This is a genomic window from Streptomyces camponoticapitis, from assembly GCF_014646115.1.
Taxonomy (GTDB): Bacteria; Actinomycetota; Actinomycetes; order Streptomycetales; family Streptomycetaceae; genus Streptomyces; species Streptomyces camponoticapitis.
The window spans coordinates 130,679-148,579 of the sequence record NZ_BMMV01000010.1 but is presented as its reverse complement, the minus strand read 5'-3'; the positions used below and the strand labels follow the sequence as shown (position 1 = coordinate 148,579).

General features: G+C 69.9%; 22 protein-coding genes. 9 read left to right on the top strand and 13 right to left on the bottom strand.

Going from position 1 to position 17,901, the window contains the following annotated elements:
• Nucleotides 1-5 precede the first annotated feature (5 nt).
• A complete protein-coding gene (locus IEY79_RS17625; RefSeq protein WP_189108443.1) occupies nucleotides 6-428 on the top strand; it encodes a DUF350 domain-containing protein in 423 nt (140 codons plus the stop codon).
• A gap of 59 nt (nucleotides 429-487) precedes the next feature.
• Here IEY79_RS17625 and IEY79_RS17620 read toward each other — a convergent pair whose 3' ends face one another.
• The 4 genes from IEY79_RS17620 to IEY79_RS17605 form a co-directional block, all read right to left on the bottom strand.
• Nucleotides 488-1,141, bottom strand: a complete 654-nt coding sequence (locus IEY79_RS17620) for a 4'-phosphopantetheinyl transferase family protein (protein ID WP_189108442.1) — start codon at nucleotides 1,139-1,141, stop codon at nucleotides 488-490.
• Nucleotides 1,138-2,031 carry a metallophosphoesterase family protein gene (locus IEY79_RS17615; protein WP_229700943.1) on the bottom strand — a complete coding sequence of 298 codons (894 nt, stop codon included), beginning with the start codon at nucleotides 2,029-2,031 and terminating at the stop codon, nucleotides 1,138-1,140. The genes IEY79_RS17620 and IEY79_RS17615 overlap by 4 nt, the downstream gene beginning before the upstream one ends.
• Nucleotides 2,032-2,196: 165 nt before the next feature.
• Nucleotides 2,197-3,000, bottom strand: coding sequence for a hypothetical protein (locus IEY79_RS17610; RefSeq protein WP_189108441.1), 804 nt, complete (start codon nucleotides 2,998-3,000; stop codon nucleotides 2,197-2,199).
• 45 nt (nucleotides 3,001-3,045) lie between these two features.
• On the bottom strand, nucleotides 3,046-3,438 hold the full coding sequence (locus IEY79_RS17605; RefSeq protein ID WP_189108440.1) for a VOC family protein: 393 nt from the start codon (nucleotides 3,436-3,438) through the stop codon (nucleotides 3,046-3,048).
• Between the two features lie 155 nt (nucleotides 3,439-3,593).
• On the opposite strand from IEY79_RS17605, the gene IEY79_RS17600 reads away from it, so the two are divergent.
• The 3 genes from IEY79_RS17600 (at nucleotide 3,594) to IEY79_RS17590 (ending at nucleotide 5,369) form a co-directional block, all read left to right on the top strand.
• Nucleotides 3,594-4,031 (top strand): VOC family protein, encoded by a 438-nt coding sequence (locus IEY79_RS17600; RefSeq protein WP_189108439.1) that lies wholly within the window; start codon nucleotides 3,594-3,596, stop codon nucleotides 4,029-4,031.
• 72 nt (nucleotides 4,032-4,103) lie between these two features.
• Nucleotides 4,104-4,568 carry a hypothetical protein gene (locus IEY79_RS17595; protein WP_189108438.1) on the top strand — a complete coding sequence of 155 codons (465 nt, stop codon included), beginning with the start codon at nucleotides 4,104-4,106 and terminating at the stop codon, nucleotides 4,566-4,568.
• A gap of 156 nt (nucleotides 4,569-4,724) precedes the next feature.
• Nucleotides 4,725-5,369: an NADPH-dependent F420 reductase gene (locus tag IEY79_RS17590; protein ID WP_189108437.1), complete on the top strand. Its 645-nt coding sequence runs from the start codon at nucleotides 4,725-4,727 to the stop codon at nucleotides 5,367-5,369.
• 51 nt (nucleotides 5,370-5,420) lie between these two features.
• Here IEY79_RS17590 and IEY79_RS17585 read toward each other — a convergent pair whose 3' ends face one another.
• From IEY79_RS17585 to IEY79_RS17575, 3 genes are all read right to left on the bottom strand, one after another.
• Nucleotides 5,421-6,152 (bottom strand): DUF1775 domain-containing protein, encoded by a 732-nt coding sequence (locus IEY79_RS17585; RefSeq protein WP_189108547.1) that lies wholly within the window; start codon nucleotides 6,150-6,152, stop codon nucleotides 5,421-5,423.
• A gap of 64 nt (nucleotides 6,153-6,216) precedes the next feature.
• On the bottom strand, nucleotides 6,217-6,708 hold the full coding sequence (locus IEY79_RS17580) for a hypothetical protein (protein WP_189108436.1): 492 nt from the start codon (nucleotides 6,706-6,708) through the stop codon (nucleotides 6,217-6,219).
• A gap of 269 nt (nucleotides 6,709-6,977) precedes the next feature.
• Nucleotides 6,978-7,460: a MarR family winged helix-turn-helix transcriptional regulator gene (locus IEY79_RS17575; RefSeq protein WP_189108435.1), complete on the bottom strand. Its 483-nt coding sequence runs from the start codon at nucleotides 7,458-7,460 to the stop codon at nucleotides 6,978-6,980.
• Nucleotides 7,461-7,602: 142 nt separating this feature from the next.
• Here IEY79_RS17575 and IEY79_RS17570 point away from each other — a divergent pair, with 142 nt between their 5' ends.
• The gene (locus IEY79_RS17570; RefSeq protein WP_229700935.1) at nucleotides 7,603-8,010 is read left to right on the top strand and encodes an HGxxPAAW family protein; all 408 of its coding nucleotides are present in this window, start codon (nucleotides 7,603-7,605) and stop codon (nucleotides 8,008-8,010) included.
• 131 nt (nucleotides 8,011-8,141) lie between these two features.
• Here the strand turns inward: IEY79_RS17570 and IEY79_RS17565 are convergent, their stop codons facing one another.
• Together IEY79_RS17565 and IEY79_RS17560 are read right to left on the bottom strand one after the other, a co-directional pair.
• A complete protein-coding gene (locus IEY79_RS17565; RefSeq protein WP_189108434.1) occupies nucleotides 8,142-8,966 on the bottom strand; it encodes an ATP-grasp domain-containing protein in 825 nt (274 codons plus the stop codon).
• A complete protein-coding gene (locus tag IEY79_RS17560; protein ID WP_189108433.1) occupies nucleotides 8,963-9,832 on the bottom strand; it encodes an ATP-grasp domain-containing protein in 870 nt (289 codons plus the stop codon). Before IEY79_RS17560 ends, IEY79_RS17565 begins: the two co-directional genes overlap by 4 nt.
• Before the next feature lie 503 nt (nucleotides 9,833-10,335).
• Between IEY79_RS17560 and IEY79_RS17555 the strand changes: the two genes are divergently transcribed.
• The gene (locus IEY79_RS17555; RefSeq protein ID WP_189108546.1) at nucleotides 10,336-12,081 is read left to right on the top strand and encodes a SpoIIE family protein phosphatase; all 1,746 of its coding nucleotides are present in this window, start codon (nucleotides 10,336-10,338) and stop codon (nucleotides 12,079-12,081) included.
• Nucleotides 12,082-12,255: 174 nt separating this feature from the next.
• On the opposite strand, the gene IEY79_RS17550 is transcribed toward IEY79_RS17555, so the two are convergent.
• Nucleotides 12,256-12,921 carry a TetR/AcrR family transcriptional regulator C-terminal domain-containing protein gene (locus IEY79_RS17550; RefSeq protein WP_189108432.1) on the bottom strand — a complete coding sequence of 222 codons (666 nt, stop codon included), beginning with the start codon at nucleotides 12,919-12,921 and terminating at the stop codon, nucleotides 12,256-12,258.
• A 134-nt stretch (nucleotides 12,922-13,055) separates the two neighbouring features.
• Here IEY79_RS17550 and IEY79_RS17545 point away from each other — a divergent pair, with 134 nt between their 5' ends.
• Nucleotides 13,056-13,424, top strand: coding sequence for a hypothetical protein (locus IEY79_RS17545; RefSeq protein WP_189108431.1), 369 nt, complete (start codon nucleotides 13,056-13,058; stop codon nucleotides 13,422-13,424).
• 140 nt (nucleotides 13,425-13,564) lie between these two features.
• The gene (locus IEY79_RS17540; protein ID WP_189108430.1) at nucleotides 13,565-13,831 is read left to right on the top strand and encodes a hypothetical protein; all 267 of its coding nucleotides are present in this window, start codon (nucleotides 13,565-13,567) and stop codon (nucleotides 13,829-13,831) included.
• A 101-nt stretch (nucleotides 13,832-13,932) separates the two neighbouring features.
• On the opposite strand, the gene IEY79_RS17535 is transcribed toward IEY79_RS17540, so the two are convergent.
• The 3 genes from IEY79_RS17535 to IEY79_RS37400 form a co-directional block, all read right to left on the bottom strand.
• Nucleotides 13,933-14,919 (bottom strand): SRPBCC family protein, encoded by a 987-nt coding sequence (locus tag IEY79_RS17535; protein ID WP_189108429.1) that lies wholly within the window; start codon nucleotides 14,917-14,919, stop codon nucleotides 13,933-13,935.
• Between the two features lie 6 nt (nucleotides 14,920-14,925).
• Nucleotides 14,926-15,588: a histone protein gene (locus IEY79_RS17530; RefSeq protein ID WP_189108428.1), complete on the bottom strand. Its 663-nt coding sequence runs from the start codon at nucleotides 15,586-15,588 to the stop codon at nucleotides 14,926-14,928.
• Nucleotides 15,589-15,798: 210 nt separating this feature from the next.
• Nucleotides 15,799-16,794 (bottom strand): hypothetical protein, encoded by a 996-nt coding sequence (locus IEY79_RS37400; protein ID WP_229700934.1) that lies wholly within the window; start codon nucleotides 16,792-16,794, stop codon nucleotides 15,799-15,801.
• Nucleotides 16,795-17,022: 228 nt separating this feature from the next.
• Here IEY79_RS37400 and IEY79_RS17520 point away from each other — a divergent pair, with 228 nt between their 5' ends.
• A complete protein-coding gene (locus IEY79_RS17520) occupies nucleotides 17,023-17,889 on the top strand; it encodes an eCIS core domain-containing protein (protein WP_373292567.1) in 867 nt (288 codons plus the stop codon).
• The last annotated feature ends 12 nt before the right edge of the window (nucleotides 17,890-17,901 follow it).

Sequence of the window (17,901 nt, the reverse complement as noted above, 5' to 3'; positions counted from 1 at the left end):
TCCCAATGAACGACATAGTCAACGGACTTGGCCGGGCCGGCGCCTACGGCGCGCTCGGTGTGGTCCTTCTGATCCTCGGTATCGTCCTCGTCGACCTGCTGACGCCGGGGAAGCTCGGCAAGCAGATCTGGGAGGACCGCAACCGCAACGCCGCGCTCCTGCTCAGCTCGGCGCTCCTGGGGATCGGCGGCATCGTCTTCACGTCCATCTGGACCACGTACGACGACTTCGGCAAGGGCCTCGCGTCGACGGCCGCGTTCGGGGTGCTCGGCCTGGTGATGATGGCGGTGGCGTTCCTCGTGGTGGATCTGGTGACGCCGGGCAAGCTGGGCGCGACGCTGGTCGAGGCGGAGCCGCACCCGGCGGTGTGGGTCACGGCGTCCTGCAACATCGCGGTGTCCGCGATCGTGGCCGCGTCGATCGCCTGAACGGCGGCGTACAGGCGTACGACCGGGCTGTCCGTCCTCCGGCAGCCCGGTCACTTCGTCTACGCGGGGATCGTGACCGAGGTCAGCACGATGCCCTTCTCCGACAGCCAGCGTCCGTCGAACGTGTGCAGGGTCCGGCTTCCCGCCCGCGCCGGACCGGCGAGCAGCTGGGCCGTGAACGTCCCGGCCGGGTCGAAGACGAGCCGGGCCTCCTCGAACTCCAGGAAGCGCTTCGTCAGCGGGAACCACGCCTTGTAGACCGACTCCTTGGCGCTGAACAGCAGCCGGTCCCACGCGATGCCCGGCGCCGACTCCAGCAACTCCTTGACCGCGATCTGCTCGTCGGGCAGGGCCACCGCCTCCAGGACCCCGGAGGGCAACGGCAGCGCGGGCTCCGCGTCGACACCGATCGAGGTGACATGCGCGGGCCGGGCGACCACGGCCGCGCGGTAACCCACACAGTGGGTGATGCTGCCGACCACTCCGTCCGGCCACACCGGCGAGCCACGCTCGCCGGTGAGGATCGCCCCCGCCGGCGCGCCCAGCCGCGTGAGCGCCTGGCGCGCGCAGTGCCGGGCGGTGGCGAACTCGCCCCGGCGCTGTGCCACCGCGGCCTTCACCAACAGGGCCTCCTCCGGGAAGAGTTTGGCCTCGGCGAGGTCGCCGTACGCCTCGGCGGTCTCCACCTCGGCGGGCACGATGCGCTCGATCACCGCGGCTGCCCCGCTTCCTCACGAATCGGCAGGGGAAGAATCTGTACGGGGCGGCCCGGCTGCTGCGCGCGCCTTCCCCACTCCCTCGGATAGCCGAGCGAGACCTCCTGGTGAGGCACCCCGTCGCACCACATCAGCCGGGGGATGTGCAGATGCCCGTAGACGACGGAGGCCGCCCGGAATCTGCGCGGCCAGTCGGCCGACGCCTCCGTGCCGCACCACAGCGCGAACTCCGGACGCCACAGCACGTTCGTGGGTTCACGCACGATCGGCCAGTGGTTGATCAGAACGGTGGGCAACTCGGCCGGGATCTCGGCCAGTCGGCGCTCCGTGGCCGCGATCCGGGCGCGGCACCACGCCTCCCTGCTGGGATACGGGTCGGGGTGGAGCAGGAACTCGTCGGTGCACACGACACCGGCGGCCTCGGCGACCGCGAGGGCGGATGCCTTGGAGTCGGTGCCGGCAGGCCGGAAGGAGTAGTCGTAGAGGAGGAACAGCGGCGCGATCACGGCGGGGCCGCCTTCGCCCTCCCAGATGGGGTAGGGGTCTTCCGGCGTGACGACGCCGATCCGGCGGCAGAGCTCGACGAGATGGCGGTACTTCGCGTCGCCCCTGAGCTGGATCGGATCGTCGGGAGCGGTCCACAGCTCGTGGTTGCCGGGCACCCAGATGACCTTCGCGAACCGCTCGCTCAGCGTGCGCAGGGTCCATTCGATGTCGGACACCAACTCGCCGATGTCACCGGCGACCAGGAGCCAGTCGTGCTCCGACTCGGGCCACAGGGAGTCGGCGATCTTCCTGTTCTCCGGGTGCCTGATGTGCAGGTCGCTCGTCGCGACGAGACGTCCGGGCTTCTTCGGGGACGGGGCGCGCCCCGCCGGGGACGGCACGGCGTCCGGCGTTGGGGAAGTGCCGTTCAGCGTGGCCGGGCCGGCGGAGGGGGGCGGCGCCGCGCCACGTATCTCATAGGTCGTCACCGGCAATCGCTCCGAACTCGGCGGGCCCGCAAGTAGCGCATCGTCCAAGGATATGCGGGCGCCTCCGACGATCAACCCCTAATCTCCCCTGCCGCGGCGCCCGGGAGCAGCCTGAGGAGGAGCGGGGCGAAGGAGGTCGATGTCGGTGCCCCAGGAGTCGAGGACCGAGGCGTGCCCGGCCTGCCGGGCGGCGCGTTCGACGGTCGCGAAGAGGGCGTGCTGCGTGGCGAGGTCGCCGTCGGCGAGGACGCGCCGGATCCGCGGAAGCAGCGTGTCGGCAGCCCACTGCGGCGCGCCCAGCGGATGGTGTTCCAGCTCCCAGGGCAGGTACTTGTTGTACGGCCGGACCCTCCGGTGCAGGGCGAAGACGACCGTCAGCAGGTACGGGACGCTCTCCGCCGCGTCGAGGTGCGCGACGGCGGGGCGGCCGTCCCGGTGGCTCTTGGCCGACCGGTAGAGGGAGTTGATGTACGCGTCCATTCCGGAGCGGACCAGGCGGTGTGCTTCGTGATCCTTGAGCACGGCCTTCTCGTGGACGAGCCGTGTGATCGTGCCGTCGAGCCGGTCGAGCAGCACCTGGCTGTGGACGAAGGCGTAGCGGTCCCAGGCGTACGTGTCCCCGGGCAGTGCGTGGGTGCGGAACTCCGACAGGGACAGCGGCATGACGTCCAGCGCGGGCGAGCGCCGGCCCTCGGCGACGGCGGACGGGACGGCCGCGCCGTCGTCGGCGGTGATCACATAGACGTCGTGGTCGGAGCGGGCGGTCGCCATGCCCTGCCGGGCCTGCGATCCGCTCAGGACCAGGCCGAGCACGCCCGGGGACGCGGAAGCCCGGGTGATGAAGTCGGTGAACTCGGCTGATGCGCCGGGGCGCTGCGGCATGGTGGTCGACGCTTTCCGGACGGCGCCGGGAGGCGCCTTCTCCGATCAGGGGTGCCGGCTCGCGAGGACGCAGAACTCGTTGCCCTCCGGGTCCGCGAGGACGACCCAGCTCACGTCGCCCTGGCCGACGTCGGCGTGTCGGGCGCCCAGACCGAGCAGGCGGCCGACCTCTTCGTCCTGCTCCCTGTCGGTCGGGTTGACGTCGATGTGGAGCCTGTTCTTGATGGTCTTGGTGTCGGGCACCTTCGCGAAGGTCAGCGTCGGTGGCACCGGTCCGGGGCGGTCCTTGCCTTCGGGTACCGCGGGGGAGCCGATGATGACGATTCCGTCGTCCTGGTCCTCGTCCTGTACCTCGTAGTCGAGGACCGCGCACCAGAACCGGGCGAGACCGGCGGGATCGGCGCAGTCGATCGCAAGCTCGGTGAACTTACTGGCCATGTCAGGACCCTCCGGTCACATAGCGGCTCCGCTTCACGGGGCGTGAGGTTATCGGTCGGGATGGGCGGGCGGTAATGCTTTCCCGGCGGGGCCTCGGGCGCCGGGCGTTGTCAGTGGTGCCCGATACGGTTCGTACATACGACCTGGGAGGCACCGTGTCCACCAAGTGGAGTCTGACGATCGACTGCGCGCACCCCGCGAGGCTGGCGGAGTTCTGGGCGCTGGCGCTGGGGTATGTCGAGCCGCCCCCACCGACCGGTTTCTCCTCCTGGGAGGCGTGGTTCATCGAATACGGAGTCCCGGAGGAGGAGTGGGACGACGGGGCGTATCTCTCGGATCCGGACGGGGTCGCACCCACCCTGTCCTTCCTCAAGGTCCCGGAGTCGAAGGTGGTGAAGAACCGGCTGCATCTGGATCTCAGGGTCGGCGGCGGCCGGGAGGTCCCCTGGGAGACGCGGTGGCCGCGGGTCCTCGCCGAGGTCGCGCGGCTGACCGCCGCGGGGGCGACGGTGATAGGTGAGCACGAGTTGCGGGGGAAGCCGGATCATGTGGTCATGGCCGACCCCGAGGGACACGAGTTCTGCGTCGTCTGACTCCGCCCGGCCACCGCAGCCTGCCGCGCCCCCGGAGCCCCGGGGCCTCCCGACGACGAATCGAGCCCTCAGGTGAGCGACAACATCCTGTCGGTCATACCGGCCGACCCGCACTGGCAGCCCGCCCCCGAGGCTGCCGACCGGACGGTCGCCATCGTGGCCGAACTGGTCCCGGCGCTGGCCGACGGCTTCGCCGAGGTCGAGGTCAGCTGGCACGACGCGGTCGCGATCGTCGACTGCGGAGCCAATCTGGAGAGGATCGGGTGTCCGCGCTGCGCCGGATCCGTCGGCATCGACTGGTGGAACGAGCTCCTGGAGACCCGGGCTGACGACGGTCTGGCCACGCTGCTGGCCCACGTGCCCTGCTGTGGAGCGGAGTTGTCGATCGACACGCTGGAGTACGAGTGGCCCTGCGGCTTCGCCCGGTTCGAGATCGCGGTCTGGAACCCGGGACGTGACTGGTTCACCGGCGAGGAGCTGACCGCGCTGGCCGACGCGCTCGGCCGACCGGTACGTCAGGTCCTGGCCCATATCTGACGCCCGGGCGAGCTCTGGAAGTGCGCCGTCCAGAGGAAAGACTCGCCGAAGTGGGGTGACTCGGCCGGTCGCGACCGCGGAACTACGTCTTTGGTGCCGGTCCACCCGGGCCCGCGGTCCGATCTGCCGAGTACTGACAGCGGCTAGCGTCACACCATGCGTATAGGACTACTCGGCACCGGCAACGTCGCCCGCGCACTGGCCCACGGCTGGAGCGCCGCAGGACACGACGTACTCCTCGGTTCACGTCACCCTGCTGAACGGAAGGACATCGGCCTCCCTGTGGCGGGCCTGAGCGCGACAGCAGACCACGCGGAGGTACTGGTCAACGCCACCCCGGGAACGGCCTCCGTGGAACTGCTGCGCTCCATCGGGGCACCGGCACTGGCCGGCACCCTGCTGATCGATGTCGGCGTCGGCCTCTCCGACGACTTCACCGAGCTCTCGCACCCCAACAGCAGCCTGGCCGAAGAGATCCAGGAGGCATTCCCCCTGACCCCCGTCGTCAAGACGCTGTGCACCATGGATTCGACCGTGATGACCGCCCCGGACGGTCTCGACGGGCCGAGCACCGTCTTCCTCTCCGGCGACGACGCCGACGCCAAACGCACCACAGGCCGGCTGCTCACCGACCTCGGCTGGCCCCCGTCGGCCCAGTTGGACATCGGCGGCATCACGACCTCACGCGGACAGGAACACTTCGCCCTGCTCTTCATGGGCATCGCGGGCGGTCTGGGTGCCCACACGTTCAACATCAAGGTGGTCACCCGACCCCCGGCCCAGGTACTGCCGTCCGCATGATCCTGTCCGCCGGCGAGTCGCCGGAGAGGCCGAGTTGACCGCCCCGTCCGGTCAGCTCGTGCCGGCGCCGCTACGGCGCCGGAACCACCAGGCACCGCCGCCCACGCACGCGACGGCGATCACGACGACCGCCACGATCGCGAGGGTGTTCGTGCCTTCGTCCTCGGTGTCGGCCGCACTGGACTCGGCGCTGTCGGTGGCCGTGTCCGTCTCCTCGGCCGGGCTGGACGGTGTCTCCGTGGCCGGCTCGGGGGACGGGGTGGGGCTGAGCGGCTTCGCCCCGGGCTCGGCGGGTGCGAGTTCGAGGATGGGGGCGAGGCTGCCGTGCCCGCCCCCGGCGGGCTCTTCGAGTTCGATCCACCGGTCGACGCGGCCGTCGCTGTAGGTCTGGAGGGTCTTGAACGCCACCGACTCGGCGTCCGGGAGCTGGCGTACGGTCACGGCGTACGCGACGTCCTCACCGGCCGCGACCGCCGGACCGCCCACGCTGTAACCCCGGTCGGTGGCGGTCAGCTTCCAGCCCGCCGGGCCGTCCTCGTACGTGATGTCGGCCGGCTCGATGCCCTCCGGCAGGACCACCTCCAGCCTGGCGATTCCGGCCTTGTCCGACTCGGTCTCGGCGTTGAAGTCCAGGGTGACGTTCTCGGCGAGCGCGCTCGCCCCCTTGGACTCGACTTCGACGTGCGCCGACGCCGGTACGGCGAGGGTGAACGAGGCCGCCAGGACCAGGCCGGTGAAGGCGGTGACGGCGGACAGACGGCGGGCGAAGGGCCGCCCGGACATACGTGTCACAGGTAACTCCCGTGGTGGTAAACGGTTTTGCGGCATGCCCAAGCAGGCCGCGAGGTCAACTGACGACAGCCGGGACCGTCGGAGGACCTCGGCGCACCACCAGGTACGCCAGCATCAGGAAGTCGTACGGAGGGGACTTCGCCCGCGCTGCGAGAGGCCGCGGCGGGCGGATCGCCGGCAGGACCGCTGCCACCGGGAGGAGCCGTACGACGAACGCGACAACGACCTCACCGAGGCGTTCTCCCGCGGACGAGCAAGCGGAGTCGGCGCGTTGGAGACACCAGGCGACAAGCAGAGCGGCGACGAGGTGCGCCGTGGCCATCGTCGCGCCGTGCCCGCCGGAGTGCCATGCCTCGTGAAGGTCGTGCGTACCGCCGTGCCCCGCCCTCGTGTGCGTGTCTCCGGCCGTCCCCGACGGGACCTGGGCACGTGAGAGCCAGAAGTGCAGGGCGAGTTGTGCCGTGCCGGTCGCCGCCATCACCGTGGGAAGCGACCGCGGCCGACCGGAGAGAGGGACTGTCACCAGGAGCAGCAGCCCGAAGGCCACCCATAGGGTGCGACCGGGTAGGGGCTGTCCGGAGGCGAGATGGTGCCCGGTGACAGCGAGCGCCGTACTCGCGGCACTGAACACCGTGCCGCGCGCAGCGGCCACCGGCACGCCGCTGAGTTGGCCCGACTTGAATCGTCGCGCCGCACGGGAACCTGTTGTCCGGAGCATGGCGTCCACCAGCATGACCTATCGGGGCCGCCCGTCCGGGAGAGATCCGGAATGTTCCTTCCGGCAGGATCTGCCGAGGAGCGCCCTCCGCCCGGCCGTCAGGCGTCTCCCCGCTCCCGAAGCTCCGCGAGATACGTGGTCATCAGGCCTCCGGCGCGGGTCAGCCAGTCCCCCAGTACGGCGATCTCGTCGGGCGAGTAGTCGGCGAAGACATCGGCGAGGCGGTCGTAGAAGGGTTCGTACACCTCGTGGATCCGGCGCGACGCCGTGTCCTGGGCGACGATGCGCACTCGTCGCCGGTCGGCGGGGTCGGGCCGGCGTTCGACGAACCCGGCGCTCTCCAGCCGGTTGACGACCCCGGTGATCGCTCCGGTGGTGACGCCGGCGCGTACGGCCAGTTCCCCCGCCGTCAGCGGGGCGTCCACCGCGCCGAGGATGTGTCCCACGCAGGTGAGGTCGGTGACGTTCAGACCGAGTCGCTGTGCGATGGCGTGCTGCGCCACCAGGCTCGTGGCGATCAGCCGGTCCATGGCGGCCAGCGCCTCGGCGGGGGTCGCCGGAGGGCGCGCCTTGCCGTCCACTGAAAATCCCCTTAGCATCTAAGAGATCTACTTGATGAAAGATCTGCTGACTCGACCCTATCCGTCGACGCGTGTCGCACCGCACGTGCGGCACGTGCGGCACGTGCGGCACGTGCGGCACGGCGAGTTGTGAGGAGTAACCATGAGCCAACTCCACGAGGACGTCGACCTCGGACACACCGTCGCGGGGTGGACGGGCTGGGCCGTCGCGGTCGTGGGTACGACCGTCGCCGGGGTGGGGATGTGCGTGTGGCGCCCCGGCATCTGGCTCGGGCTCGCGATCTGCGCGCTGGCGGCGGTGGTCACCTTGGTCCTGCATCTCGTGGGCTGGGGCAAACCGGCGGGACCCCGCCCGGCCGACCAGTGGGACTGGCGGGTCAGGGACCGCACGGCGCGGGCCGGTCACCCGGAGTGCGTCGGCTGCCGCCTGGCCGGTCGTCGCGTACGTGCCGGGGCTCCGGCGCCGAGCGCGGCCGTCGAGGGAAGAGTCGAAGCCGGGAGCGCCCCACCCGTGCCGGCCGGCGGGCAGGCGGGGATCGCCGGACTCTGAGCCGGTGGGCCCACAGAGGGCATGGCTCCGCCATGCCGCCCTCCTCCGCCTCGCGATCGCCCGCACCAAGGAGACATCAGCCGCTGCCGCAGGCGGCGCCCCCTGATCCGGCCCGATCCAAACGACCGGCCCTAACCGCCCTTGGCTGCCCGGGCTTTGCGCAGTGCCAGTGCCGCGAGGGCCGAAGGCGCGCCCGATTGGCCGCGGATTCCCGGGAAAGCGTTGATGTCCACGATCAACGGTGCGCCGCCCGCATCGATGATGTCGACGCCGTACACATCCAGCGCGAAGACGGACCCGACCGCACGGACCAGTTCGATCCAGCCGTCCGGCAGATCGCCGGGCGCGAGCGGCAGGGTGGGCCCCCGGCCTCCCGCGTCCGCCAGCTCCGAGCGCCGGAGCGCGGCGAAGACGCGGTCGGCGATCACCCAGAGTTTCCGGTCCCAGCCGCTGTTCTCCATGAAGGGCTGGACCACGACCGGTTCATCACCCCACGTGGTGCGGAGGATGTTCAGCTGGGCGGCCGTGTCGACGCGGGCGACGAGATCGTTCCGCCGACTGTGCCGGCTCTTCACGACCAGAGGATGGGTGAGGTCGGCCCGTGTGGCGAGTTGGCGCAGGGTCGCCATGGTCGTGGTCTTCGCGAACGGCAGTCCGGCGCCGTGGGCCAGCGCGGCCATCGCCGTACGGTCCTGGCACAGCTCCGTCGCCGCGGCCGAGTTCACCACGGTGGCACCCCGCTCCTCCAAGGACCGGGCCAGGACCAACGCCTGCCGGGTTCTGGCCTTGAGCAGATAGACGTCCGCAAGTGGGCCGGCCAACTCCTCCCCGTAGGCCGGGAGTTGATCGTCCGACGTCGGATCCATCGACTCGACTCGGTGCCGGGCCGCGAGAAGCGCCGCCATACCGGCCAGGAGGGGATGGTCGGGGCGGGGAGTGATCAGACAGACCCTCATCCGGCCTCACCCGCCGTGGCCGGAACCCGCAGCGCGGGCGACCCCATCACGCTGCCGCCCCCACGGGCCAGATCCAGGATCGCCCGTGCCACTCGCGCCCTCGCGTCCGGTACCTGGCGGAAGCTCGGGAAGTCGTTCACATCGACGATCACCGGTCCGTCCGGCCCCAGCAGTACGTCCACACCGTAGAGATCGAGCCCGTGGACCGCCCCTGCCGCGGCCACGACGGCGGCCACTTCCGCGCTCAGCGGGACCCGGCGCTCGAAGACGGTCTGTCCGGGATGCAGGGGTGAGGACCGCTGCGCGGCGTACAGCTCGCCCGCGACGCTGTAGACCTTGAGGTCCACGCCGGAGTTGGGCACGTACGGCTGGGCGATCAGCATCCCCTCCGCCGCCAGTTCCTCCTTCATCCCGGCCAGCGCGCCCGGCGACACCACCAGCCGCACCCCTCTGCCGGAACTCCCGTCGGCGGGTTTCACGACGAGAGGGAATTCGGCGTCCGGTATCTCCGCCAGGAACTCCGGGCGAGCCGCCGCGTACGTCATCGGCACCGGCAGACCCCCGCTCCGCCCGACCGCCGCCGCGAGCGCCTTGTCCCGCACACCCCGGACCGACCGAGCGTCGTTGACGGTCGTCAGGCCGACGGCCGCCGCGGCCTCCAGCAGTGTCAGCCCGGGGCCGCCGGACACCGTCTTGAGCACCCAGGCGTCGTGACTGCCCGCCCGTACGGCGTCCGACACCCGTATCAGTGAACTGCCGGGCCGCAGCACGTCCACGTGGTGCCCCCACTCCCTGAGCTGGGAGATCACCTCTACCGGCATACCGTCGTAGCGGTACTGCTCCTCCACCAAAAAGCAGAGCTTCATCGACCTTCCCCGCCCGGTGATCACCGGATAGCCGCGAACGCCGCTGCGCACGCTCCCACAGCGAAGATCGCATAGAGGCCAACGGCAACCCCCGGGCGGGGGCCGGGGGTTGGGGGCCGCCCGGCGTCGCGAAGCCGGGGCCCGGTCCGGCCGAGGGCCTGCTCATCACCCGAAAGGTGCCTTTGAGGTCGCAGTGGTGGCCGTGGCCGAGGCGCGGTGACGTCCGTGACGGCGGGTGAGTGGGCGCGTACGGTCCGCGACTCAAGCCGGGCCGTTGTCGAGGTCGCCGCCGGTGCTCGCGCCGGGTGATCGCGGTGCGCGTGGTGTGAGACGCGAACAGAACTGGTCGGCGCGGCCCGTAAAACCGCCGGTGGCGACCGTCTCGTGAGGAGGATGCCCGGACCCGGGCATCCTCCTGGCTGACGGGAGTGCGGACATGCCACCGTCTAAGGTGATTCGACAGCGTGCGGGCGGGGGCCGAGAGCTCCGGGGAGGTGTGGGTGATGGTCGAGGCCAAGGCGGATGACGGCGGCGTACCCCCCATGCCGGCGGCACACCCCGGCGAAGTACCGGACATGGTCGCCGCAGCGGTATGCGTGGTGGATGAAGGCGGGGCCATCACATGGGCGAACGTGTACGCGCAGCGCCTGCTGGGGAGGGACGCCGCCGCTCTCGTGGGCCGGGACGCCCATGATCTGCTCCACCGCGACCAGCATGGCCAGCCGCTAGCCAGGGCCAGTTGCCGGATGACCGAGGCGTTCCTGGCCCGCGACGCGCGGGCCGGCAGCGGCTGGTTCGAGCGGGGCGACGGATCGCTGGTGGAGCTCGCCTGGCTGGTCGCGCCGTGCGCGCCCGCCGACGGTCACGCCGACACGATGGTCATTTTCACCGGCCTGCACCCCGGCCTTGAGGGACCCGGTCCGTCGGCCGAACTCGGCCCGACCCTGTCGGAGCTGGAGCGGCTGGCCCTGCTGGCTGAGACGACCACGCAGCTGACCTCGACTCTCGACACCGACGAGGCGCTGCGCAGGCTGGTGCGCCTGGTGGTTCCTCGGGTCGCGGACTGGGCGGTGGTCGACCTGATCACCGAGCTCGACGAGGTGGAACGCGCCATTGTCGTGCACTACGAGGACGGCGCGTTCGTCACCCGGGAAGAGTTGCAGGGGCCGATGCCACCGGTGCCGGAGAACTCCCCGATGCCGCTGTCGCGGGCACTGCGGGGTGCGGCCTCCACACTGGTGACGCCGGAGACGTATCAGGGGCCGCCGGACACCGGCGTCGCCATCGAGCAGCAGCGGCTGTTCGAGGAGACGGGCATGGTCTCGGCGGCAATCGCGCCGATACGGGGGGTGCGCGACGTGCTGGGAGCGCTGACTCTGGGACGGTCGAAGGGCCGTGCACCGCTGACCGGGGCAGACCTGTCGCTGCTGGATGATCTCACCCGCCGCACCGGGCTGGCCCTGGACAACGCCCGGCTCTACCAGCGCCAGCGCAAGGTCGCCGAGACCATGCAGCGTCACCTGCTGGCTCAGTTGCCTTCTGTGCCGGGCCTCCAGCTGACGGCGCGGTACGTGCCCGCGCCGGACGACTCGCAGGTAGGTGGTGACTGGTACGACGCGTTCACCGTCGCCGACGCCACGACAGCCCTGGTGATCGGAGACGTGGTCGGTCATGACCTGGACGCCGCCGCCGGAATGGCGCAGGTCCGCAGCATGCTCCGGGCCTACGCGTGGACCCACCACGAGCCCCCCAGCGCGATCGTGCAACGGCTCGATGCGTCAATGACCCACCTCACCGGAGTCCCGACAGCCACGCTTGTCTTCGGGAAGATGGAGCGGAATGCCGACGGAACCTGGTGTCTGACCTGGACCAATGCCGGCCACCCGCCACCACTGCTGATCACCCACGACGGAAGAGCCGACTACCTCACCGAAGACCACGGGCTGCTTCTGGGCACCGGCCTGGCACCCACGCGCAGTGACGCCACCCTCACGCTCCCGCCCCGATCGACACTTGTCCTCTACACCGACGGACTCGTCGAAAGCCGCGACCGCCCGATCGACCACGGCCTGGACCAGCTCCGCAAGCACGCCGCCTCACTGGCCCACCGACCGCTGGCCGCCTTCACCGACCTGCTGCTCGAACGCGCCCAGTCAGGCGGCAGACGCAACGACGACGATGTCGCCATCCTCGCCCTGCGCACCCCGGAAGCAGAAACGACACACAACCTACGCAGCGAGCGTCCTTGAGTCAGGGCCCCGGTCGGCGCAGTCCGCTCCTCTCTCGCGAGCAGTCGACAGCCGGCCGATCCACTTCGGATCGCCCTGCTCCGACTCGTCCACGCGCCCTTGCTCTTCCAGGCGCGTGGAGCCTCTAACCCTGCGTGCAAAGGGAGTTGGGCATACCCAGGGCTTCACCTCCGCCTACCGCGGGCCGGTCGCCTTCCCCTTCCTCTTCTCATTCGCGTCGGACTCGGCGACCGCTTCCGCCTTGATGCCGGCCAGCAACAGCCTTAGCCCGAAACGGAATTGCTCGGCGGACCCGACGACGAACAGCTCCTCGCCCGGGGCCTCTGTCTCGGGCAACTCGGAGATGACATCGCTCACTTCCTCCCAGCGCTGGTCCCGCACCCCTGCCCGTACGGCCATGGCCAAGGAGGAGGCCAGGTAGGCCACCAGCGTCTGCACGCTCCGTACGGCAGTGACGGGGGACAGCCCCGCCTCGTCCAGCGCCGTGAGCATGGCGGCTCCGAGCCGCCGGCCGTTCTCCCCCATGGGCGGGCGCGAGGCGATGTGGGCCGAGATCCCGGGATGCCTCAGCGCGGAGCCGCGGATGGCGTGCGCCGTCGCCGTGATGCGCTCGTCCCAGACGAGATCCGGGTCGGGATCGGCCGCGTCCGCGATGGCGAGATCGGCGACGGCGTCGAGCAGCAACTCGCGGCTGCGGAAGTGGCGGTAGAGCGCCATGGGGTCACAGCCCAGCTCCGAGGCGATCCGGCGCATGGTCATCGCCTTCTCGCCGGCGCGGTCGCCCAGCTCCAGGGCCGTGAGGGCGATCAGGTCGGGGGTGAGGAAGCGCGGCTTGGACATGCTCGCATTGTCGCACCTTGTCTACGCCGTAGACAAAAACCTCCGAGCTTGTCTACGGTGTAGACAGATGAAATCGACCACCGCGGTCGGCGGAGCCCCGTCGCGTCCGCGGTGCCGCACCCAAGGAGGCGGCAGTGCCGAACACCCTCACCACCGGCAGATACGCGGCTGTCTTCATCAGCCTCGGAACGTTCGTCAATCTCCTGCTGAGCGACGTGGACAGCGCGTTCGTCGTCCCCGACGCGATGATCGTCGCGGCGCTGGCCGTCGGCGCTGTTCTGCCCGGAGAGCGGGCGGTGCCGGTGCTCACGTCCTCATTCGGGCTGGCGTCCGGCGTGTTCACGGTCGCCTCGTTCTCGTACTTCGTCAGGGGCGAGACGGGCGGGGTCGTCGTCTTCGCGCTGATCTGCATGGCGATGACCGTGCTCTTCGCCTGGCGCCGGAATCCGCCGACCCGGTCCGAGCCCCACGTCGGACAGCCCGCGGCGCCGGCGCACCGCTGACGAATGTTCGGCTGGACATCACCCTCCGGTCATATCCAGAACCACCATCTTCTGGGCACGATTAACGGGCCGTCGTCGCCGATTACGGTGTGGCGCGGCAGCCGAGTCGGTCGGCGAAAGCGGACATGGAGGGGTAACAGATGAAGCGGGTACGGGGGTTCGGCGTGGCGGTGGCCGCGGGGGCGGCGCTGCTGCTCGCGGGGTGCAGCGCCCCGACGGATTACAGCGAGATAGTCACGTTCACCGACGAGCACGGCCGCGCGTGCACCGCGGCGGTGGTCGTCGACCAGGAGCAGAACGAGGGAGACGACTACGAGATGTCGACTCTCGACTGCGACTACCCTCCGGAGGGCAAGACTCCGGGGTCGACCAACTACTCCCCCATGCCGGAGCGGGTCTCGAAGTGACCGCGTGACGCGGGATCGGCAAGGGGCCTGATCCACGGACAGGTCGTGGGGGTCCGCATCCCGGCGGGATGCGGACCCCCACGAATCGAGAATCGACAGGGCTAGCCCTTCCGTTCCTCGTCGTCCTCTTCCTCGTCGTCCTCTTCCTCGTCCTCCTCTTCCCCCTCGTCCTCTTCCTCTTCCTCGTCCCCCTCGTCTTCCTCGGTCTGGTCGTCCTCCTCCTGGCCCTCGGACTCGTCCTCCGCTCCCTCGTTCTCCTCCTCCTCCATGGCCTCCTCGTGTGTCCGGACGACTTCGCCGTCCCGGATCTCCCCGCGCCAGGGCTTGGGCTCGTCGTCGGTGAGAGTCACGTACCGCTGGAAGTTCTTGAAGTCGAGGCGCAGGCGGCGGCCTTGGGCACGCCAGATGTTGCCTGTCTTCTCGAAGAAGCCGGACGGGTAGTACTCGACCACGAGCACGATCCTGGTCAGGTTCGGCGCCATCTCATGGAAGCTGACGGCTCCATGAGTCGTGCCCTTCGAGCCCTCGGACGTCCATACGATGCGGTCGTCCGGGATCTGCTCCAGGGTGGTGGCCTCGAAGCTGCGGGTCGAGGGACCCACCTTCGTCGTCCACTTACTGGTCTCGGGTTCGTCCTCGTCCTTCGAGACGTTGCCCACTCCCTTGGCGAAGCCGGCGAACTTCTCGTACTCGGTCCAGTAGTCGTACGCGGTCCTCAACGGCACGCCCACGTCCTGGACTTCGACGATGTTCGTCACCTTCAGGTCCCCGGAGCCCGGCTTGCCCCCACCGAGGCCCGTCACGTCCTTGGCCTTGTCCACCACCGAGTCCTTGACGGATTTCGCCTTCTCTGAGACCAGGGAGCGGATCGGGGATTCGCCCTTCAGGATGCGGGAACCGATCGCGGGCAACTGTCCGCCGTTCTCCGCCACATCCGTCAACTTGCCCGTGAGGCCGGTCAGTTTGCCGCCCACCTTGTCAACGGCTCGGTCCAGCCGCAATGAGACGTAGTTGGAGAGTTCCCCACGTAGCCTTTGGGCGTTCGAGGGTGCGGAATCGGCGGCGGTGTCCTCCTTGGCGCTGGTCATACAGAATCACCTCCGACGGCTGGAACGGGACGAGGCGGTCTTCTTCGCCGCCTTCTTAGCGGGCGCTGCCTTCTTCGCGGGCGCCTTCTTGGCCGCGGGCGCCTTCTTGGCGGGAGCCTTCTTCTTCGGCCCAGGGCTCGCACCGGAGGCGCGGCCGGGACGCCGACGCTTCGCGGACGGCGGTTCCTCTTCCTCCTCCTCTTCGCCCTCCTCCTCCTCGTCCTCTTCCTCTTCCTCCTCGTTCTCGTTCTCGTCCTCCGTGTCCTCGTCCTCCGTCTCCCCGTCCTCGTCTTCTTGCTTCGGGCTCTCCTCGTCGTCGCCCTCGTCGGCCTCCTCGCCCTCGTCGCCCTCGTCGTCCTTCGCGATGAGCGACGTGGCGCGGCCGCTGATCGCGTCGGCAAGCGAACCCATGCCCCGGTCGGTGACGGCCGACAGCGCGCTGCGCGCGGCTTCCATGCCCTGGCCCTGGAGCTGGTCCTGCAACTCCGCGACCTTCGGCATGTCCCCCAGCCGACGTGCGCCCTTGGCTGCCAGTGCCCGGGGGCCTCCGAGCCCCCTTCCGGCCACGACCGTGGCGGCCATCAGCGCGAGACGGCCATTCTTGGTCCTGCCAAGTACGTAGCCGCCCATGATGGCCGAGGCCACGGCGACTTTCGTCTGTTCCTGCATGAGTCAACCTCCTTCGCGAGGTTCTCGTCTCGGCCGAAGCAGCCCGCGCATTCAAGGTTTCTTACGCTCTGTCGTAGCCACGAAGCCGACGGTTATCGCGTATGGGACGGATTTCCACCCACTGTTCAACTCTGCGCCGCGCATCACCGGAACGCCATTCGGGTGACGCTTCAGGGAAATACCACTGCGACAGAGCAACATTCGCGAAATTCAGCGGTTGTAGGTGTCACGGCGACGGGCTGCCCGGTCGCTCCGGCGCTGGCGCGCGTCGCCACCGCGCCCCTCGGGAGACTTGACGGGTTTCCGCGGGTTCTTGGCGGCCGGTGTCCTCCGTCGCGCCACATCGCCGTCCTCGGACTCCCGAGTCTGCTTCTGTGCCGTGTCGGCGGTCTCGGCGGTCTCGTCAGCGGCTTCGCGCCCGACGTCACCGGCGACGTTCGACGCCGATCCGGATATGTCCTTCCCGGCGTCTTCGGCGGCTTCGCCGGCGCTCTCCCCCAGATTCTCCGCCGCGCCCTTGGCTCCCTTCCCGACGTCCTGCGCGGTTTCACCGGCGCCTTCGCCGACGTCTTCCACGGCCTCACCAGCGCCCTCGCCGACGTCCTCGACGGCCTCACCAGCGCCTTCGCCGACGTCCTCGACGGCCTCACCAGCGCCTTCGCCGACGTCTTCCACGGCCTCACCAGCCCCGTGTCCGACATCGCGCACGGCGTCCCCGGCCCCCTGGCCCACGCTCTCCGCGGCGTCCCCCGCGCCTCGGCCGATCTCCCCCGCAGCCCTCCCGGCCCCCGAACCGACGTCCTCGACCGCCTTGCCCAAGCCCTTGCCGAGCTGGTCCAGGATCTCGGGGTTCCGGTCGATCGTCGTCAGTACCCGATTGACTATGGTCGCGACATTGTGCAAGCGGACCTTCAACTGTGCTTGGGCCTCAACGCCCTTGATATCGAGCTCGACCGAACCGAGCGCCACATCGGCCCCGACATTCAGCTTGAGCAGATCAAGGACTTCGGCCTGGAGTGATACATGCGCCCGCAGGTCATGCACATCCAATTGAATCTCGTCGATGTTGAGCACCGGGACATCGAGAAAGACATCGGGCTCCTTTTCACCGACCTCGTCATCATCGGCATATCCGGCCGGTTCCGCAGTTACGACCTCCGTCTCGTCCTCGTCGTACTCGTCCCTGTTGTCATCGCTCTGCGTCATACGGCACATCCTCACTGGGCGCGCCCCCGCATTCCCAGTGTCATGCGCCTCCTCGGACGGCGCAATTGCCCTTGCGGGCTGCCCGAAGGGGCACCTGCGGGTACCCCGGTCCGGCTGGTGCGCGGCCTGGACGGTGAACGTGCGCGCGGTCAGGGTTGAAATGCCGGGACCGCCGCGGCGCGGGCCCGGCCGGACAGGCGGGCGACCGGTGCGGTCAGGGAGATGGTGATGAGCTCACACGACCACGGCCAAGATCACGCTCTCACTCACGAGAGCGGGCACGATCACGAGCGGGAGTGGGAGCGGGCCCCCGAGCGGGACCACGACCGTCCCTCGGCCGGCGGCGCGCAGGACACGACCGACGCCCCGGACGGGCGCGCCCACCGCCTCTACCGCGCGGCGGCCACCGGGCGTACCGATGTGATCGGCGCCGCCGGAATGGGCCTCCTCCAACGAACCGTCGGCAACGGCGCGCTCGGCCCGGTGATCCAGCGTGCCCGGAACAGCTCGCCGGAGCAGGCGGAGGAGGAGCGGCGTTCGCCGGTGCACGAGGTCGTGTCGTCGGGCGGTTCGCCCCTCGACACCGACACCCGTACGGATCTGGAGAGCCGGATGGGCGCGGACTTCTCCGACGTACGTATCCACAACGACTCGGCCGCCCACGAGTCGGCGAAGGGCGTCGGCGCGCACGCGTACACCGTGGGCAACAACGTGGTCTTCCAGCGTGACGCGTACGACCCGTCGTCGCCGCAGGGCCGTACCACCCTCGCCCATGAGCTGACCCATGTGATCCAGCAGCGCCAAGGGCCTGTGGAGGGTACGGAGGCGCCGGGCGGCATCCGGGTCAGCGACCCGTCGGACCGGTTCGAACGGGAGGCCGTCGCGAACGCGGACCGGGTACTGGCCGAACCGTCGCCGGCGTCCGCACCGGCCGTGGCCCCGGCCGACCCCACGCCGGCTCCCGCCTCGGCGGCCACCGCCGTACAACGGGCGGCCACCGAGGACGAGGAGGAGCAACCCGCCGATGTCCAGGGCTCGTTCGTCCAGCGGGCGGAGTCGAAGAGCCCGGAGGAAGAAGAAGAGGCACCGGCCTGATCACCGGCCCGG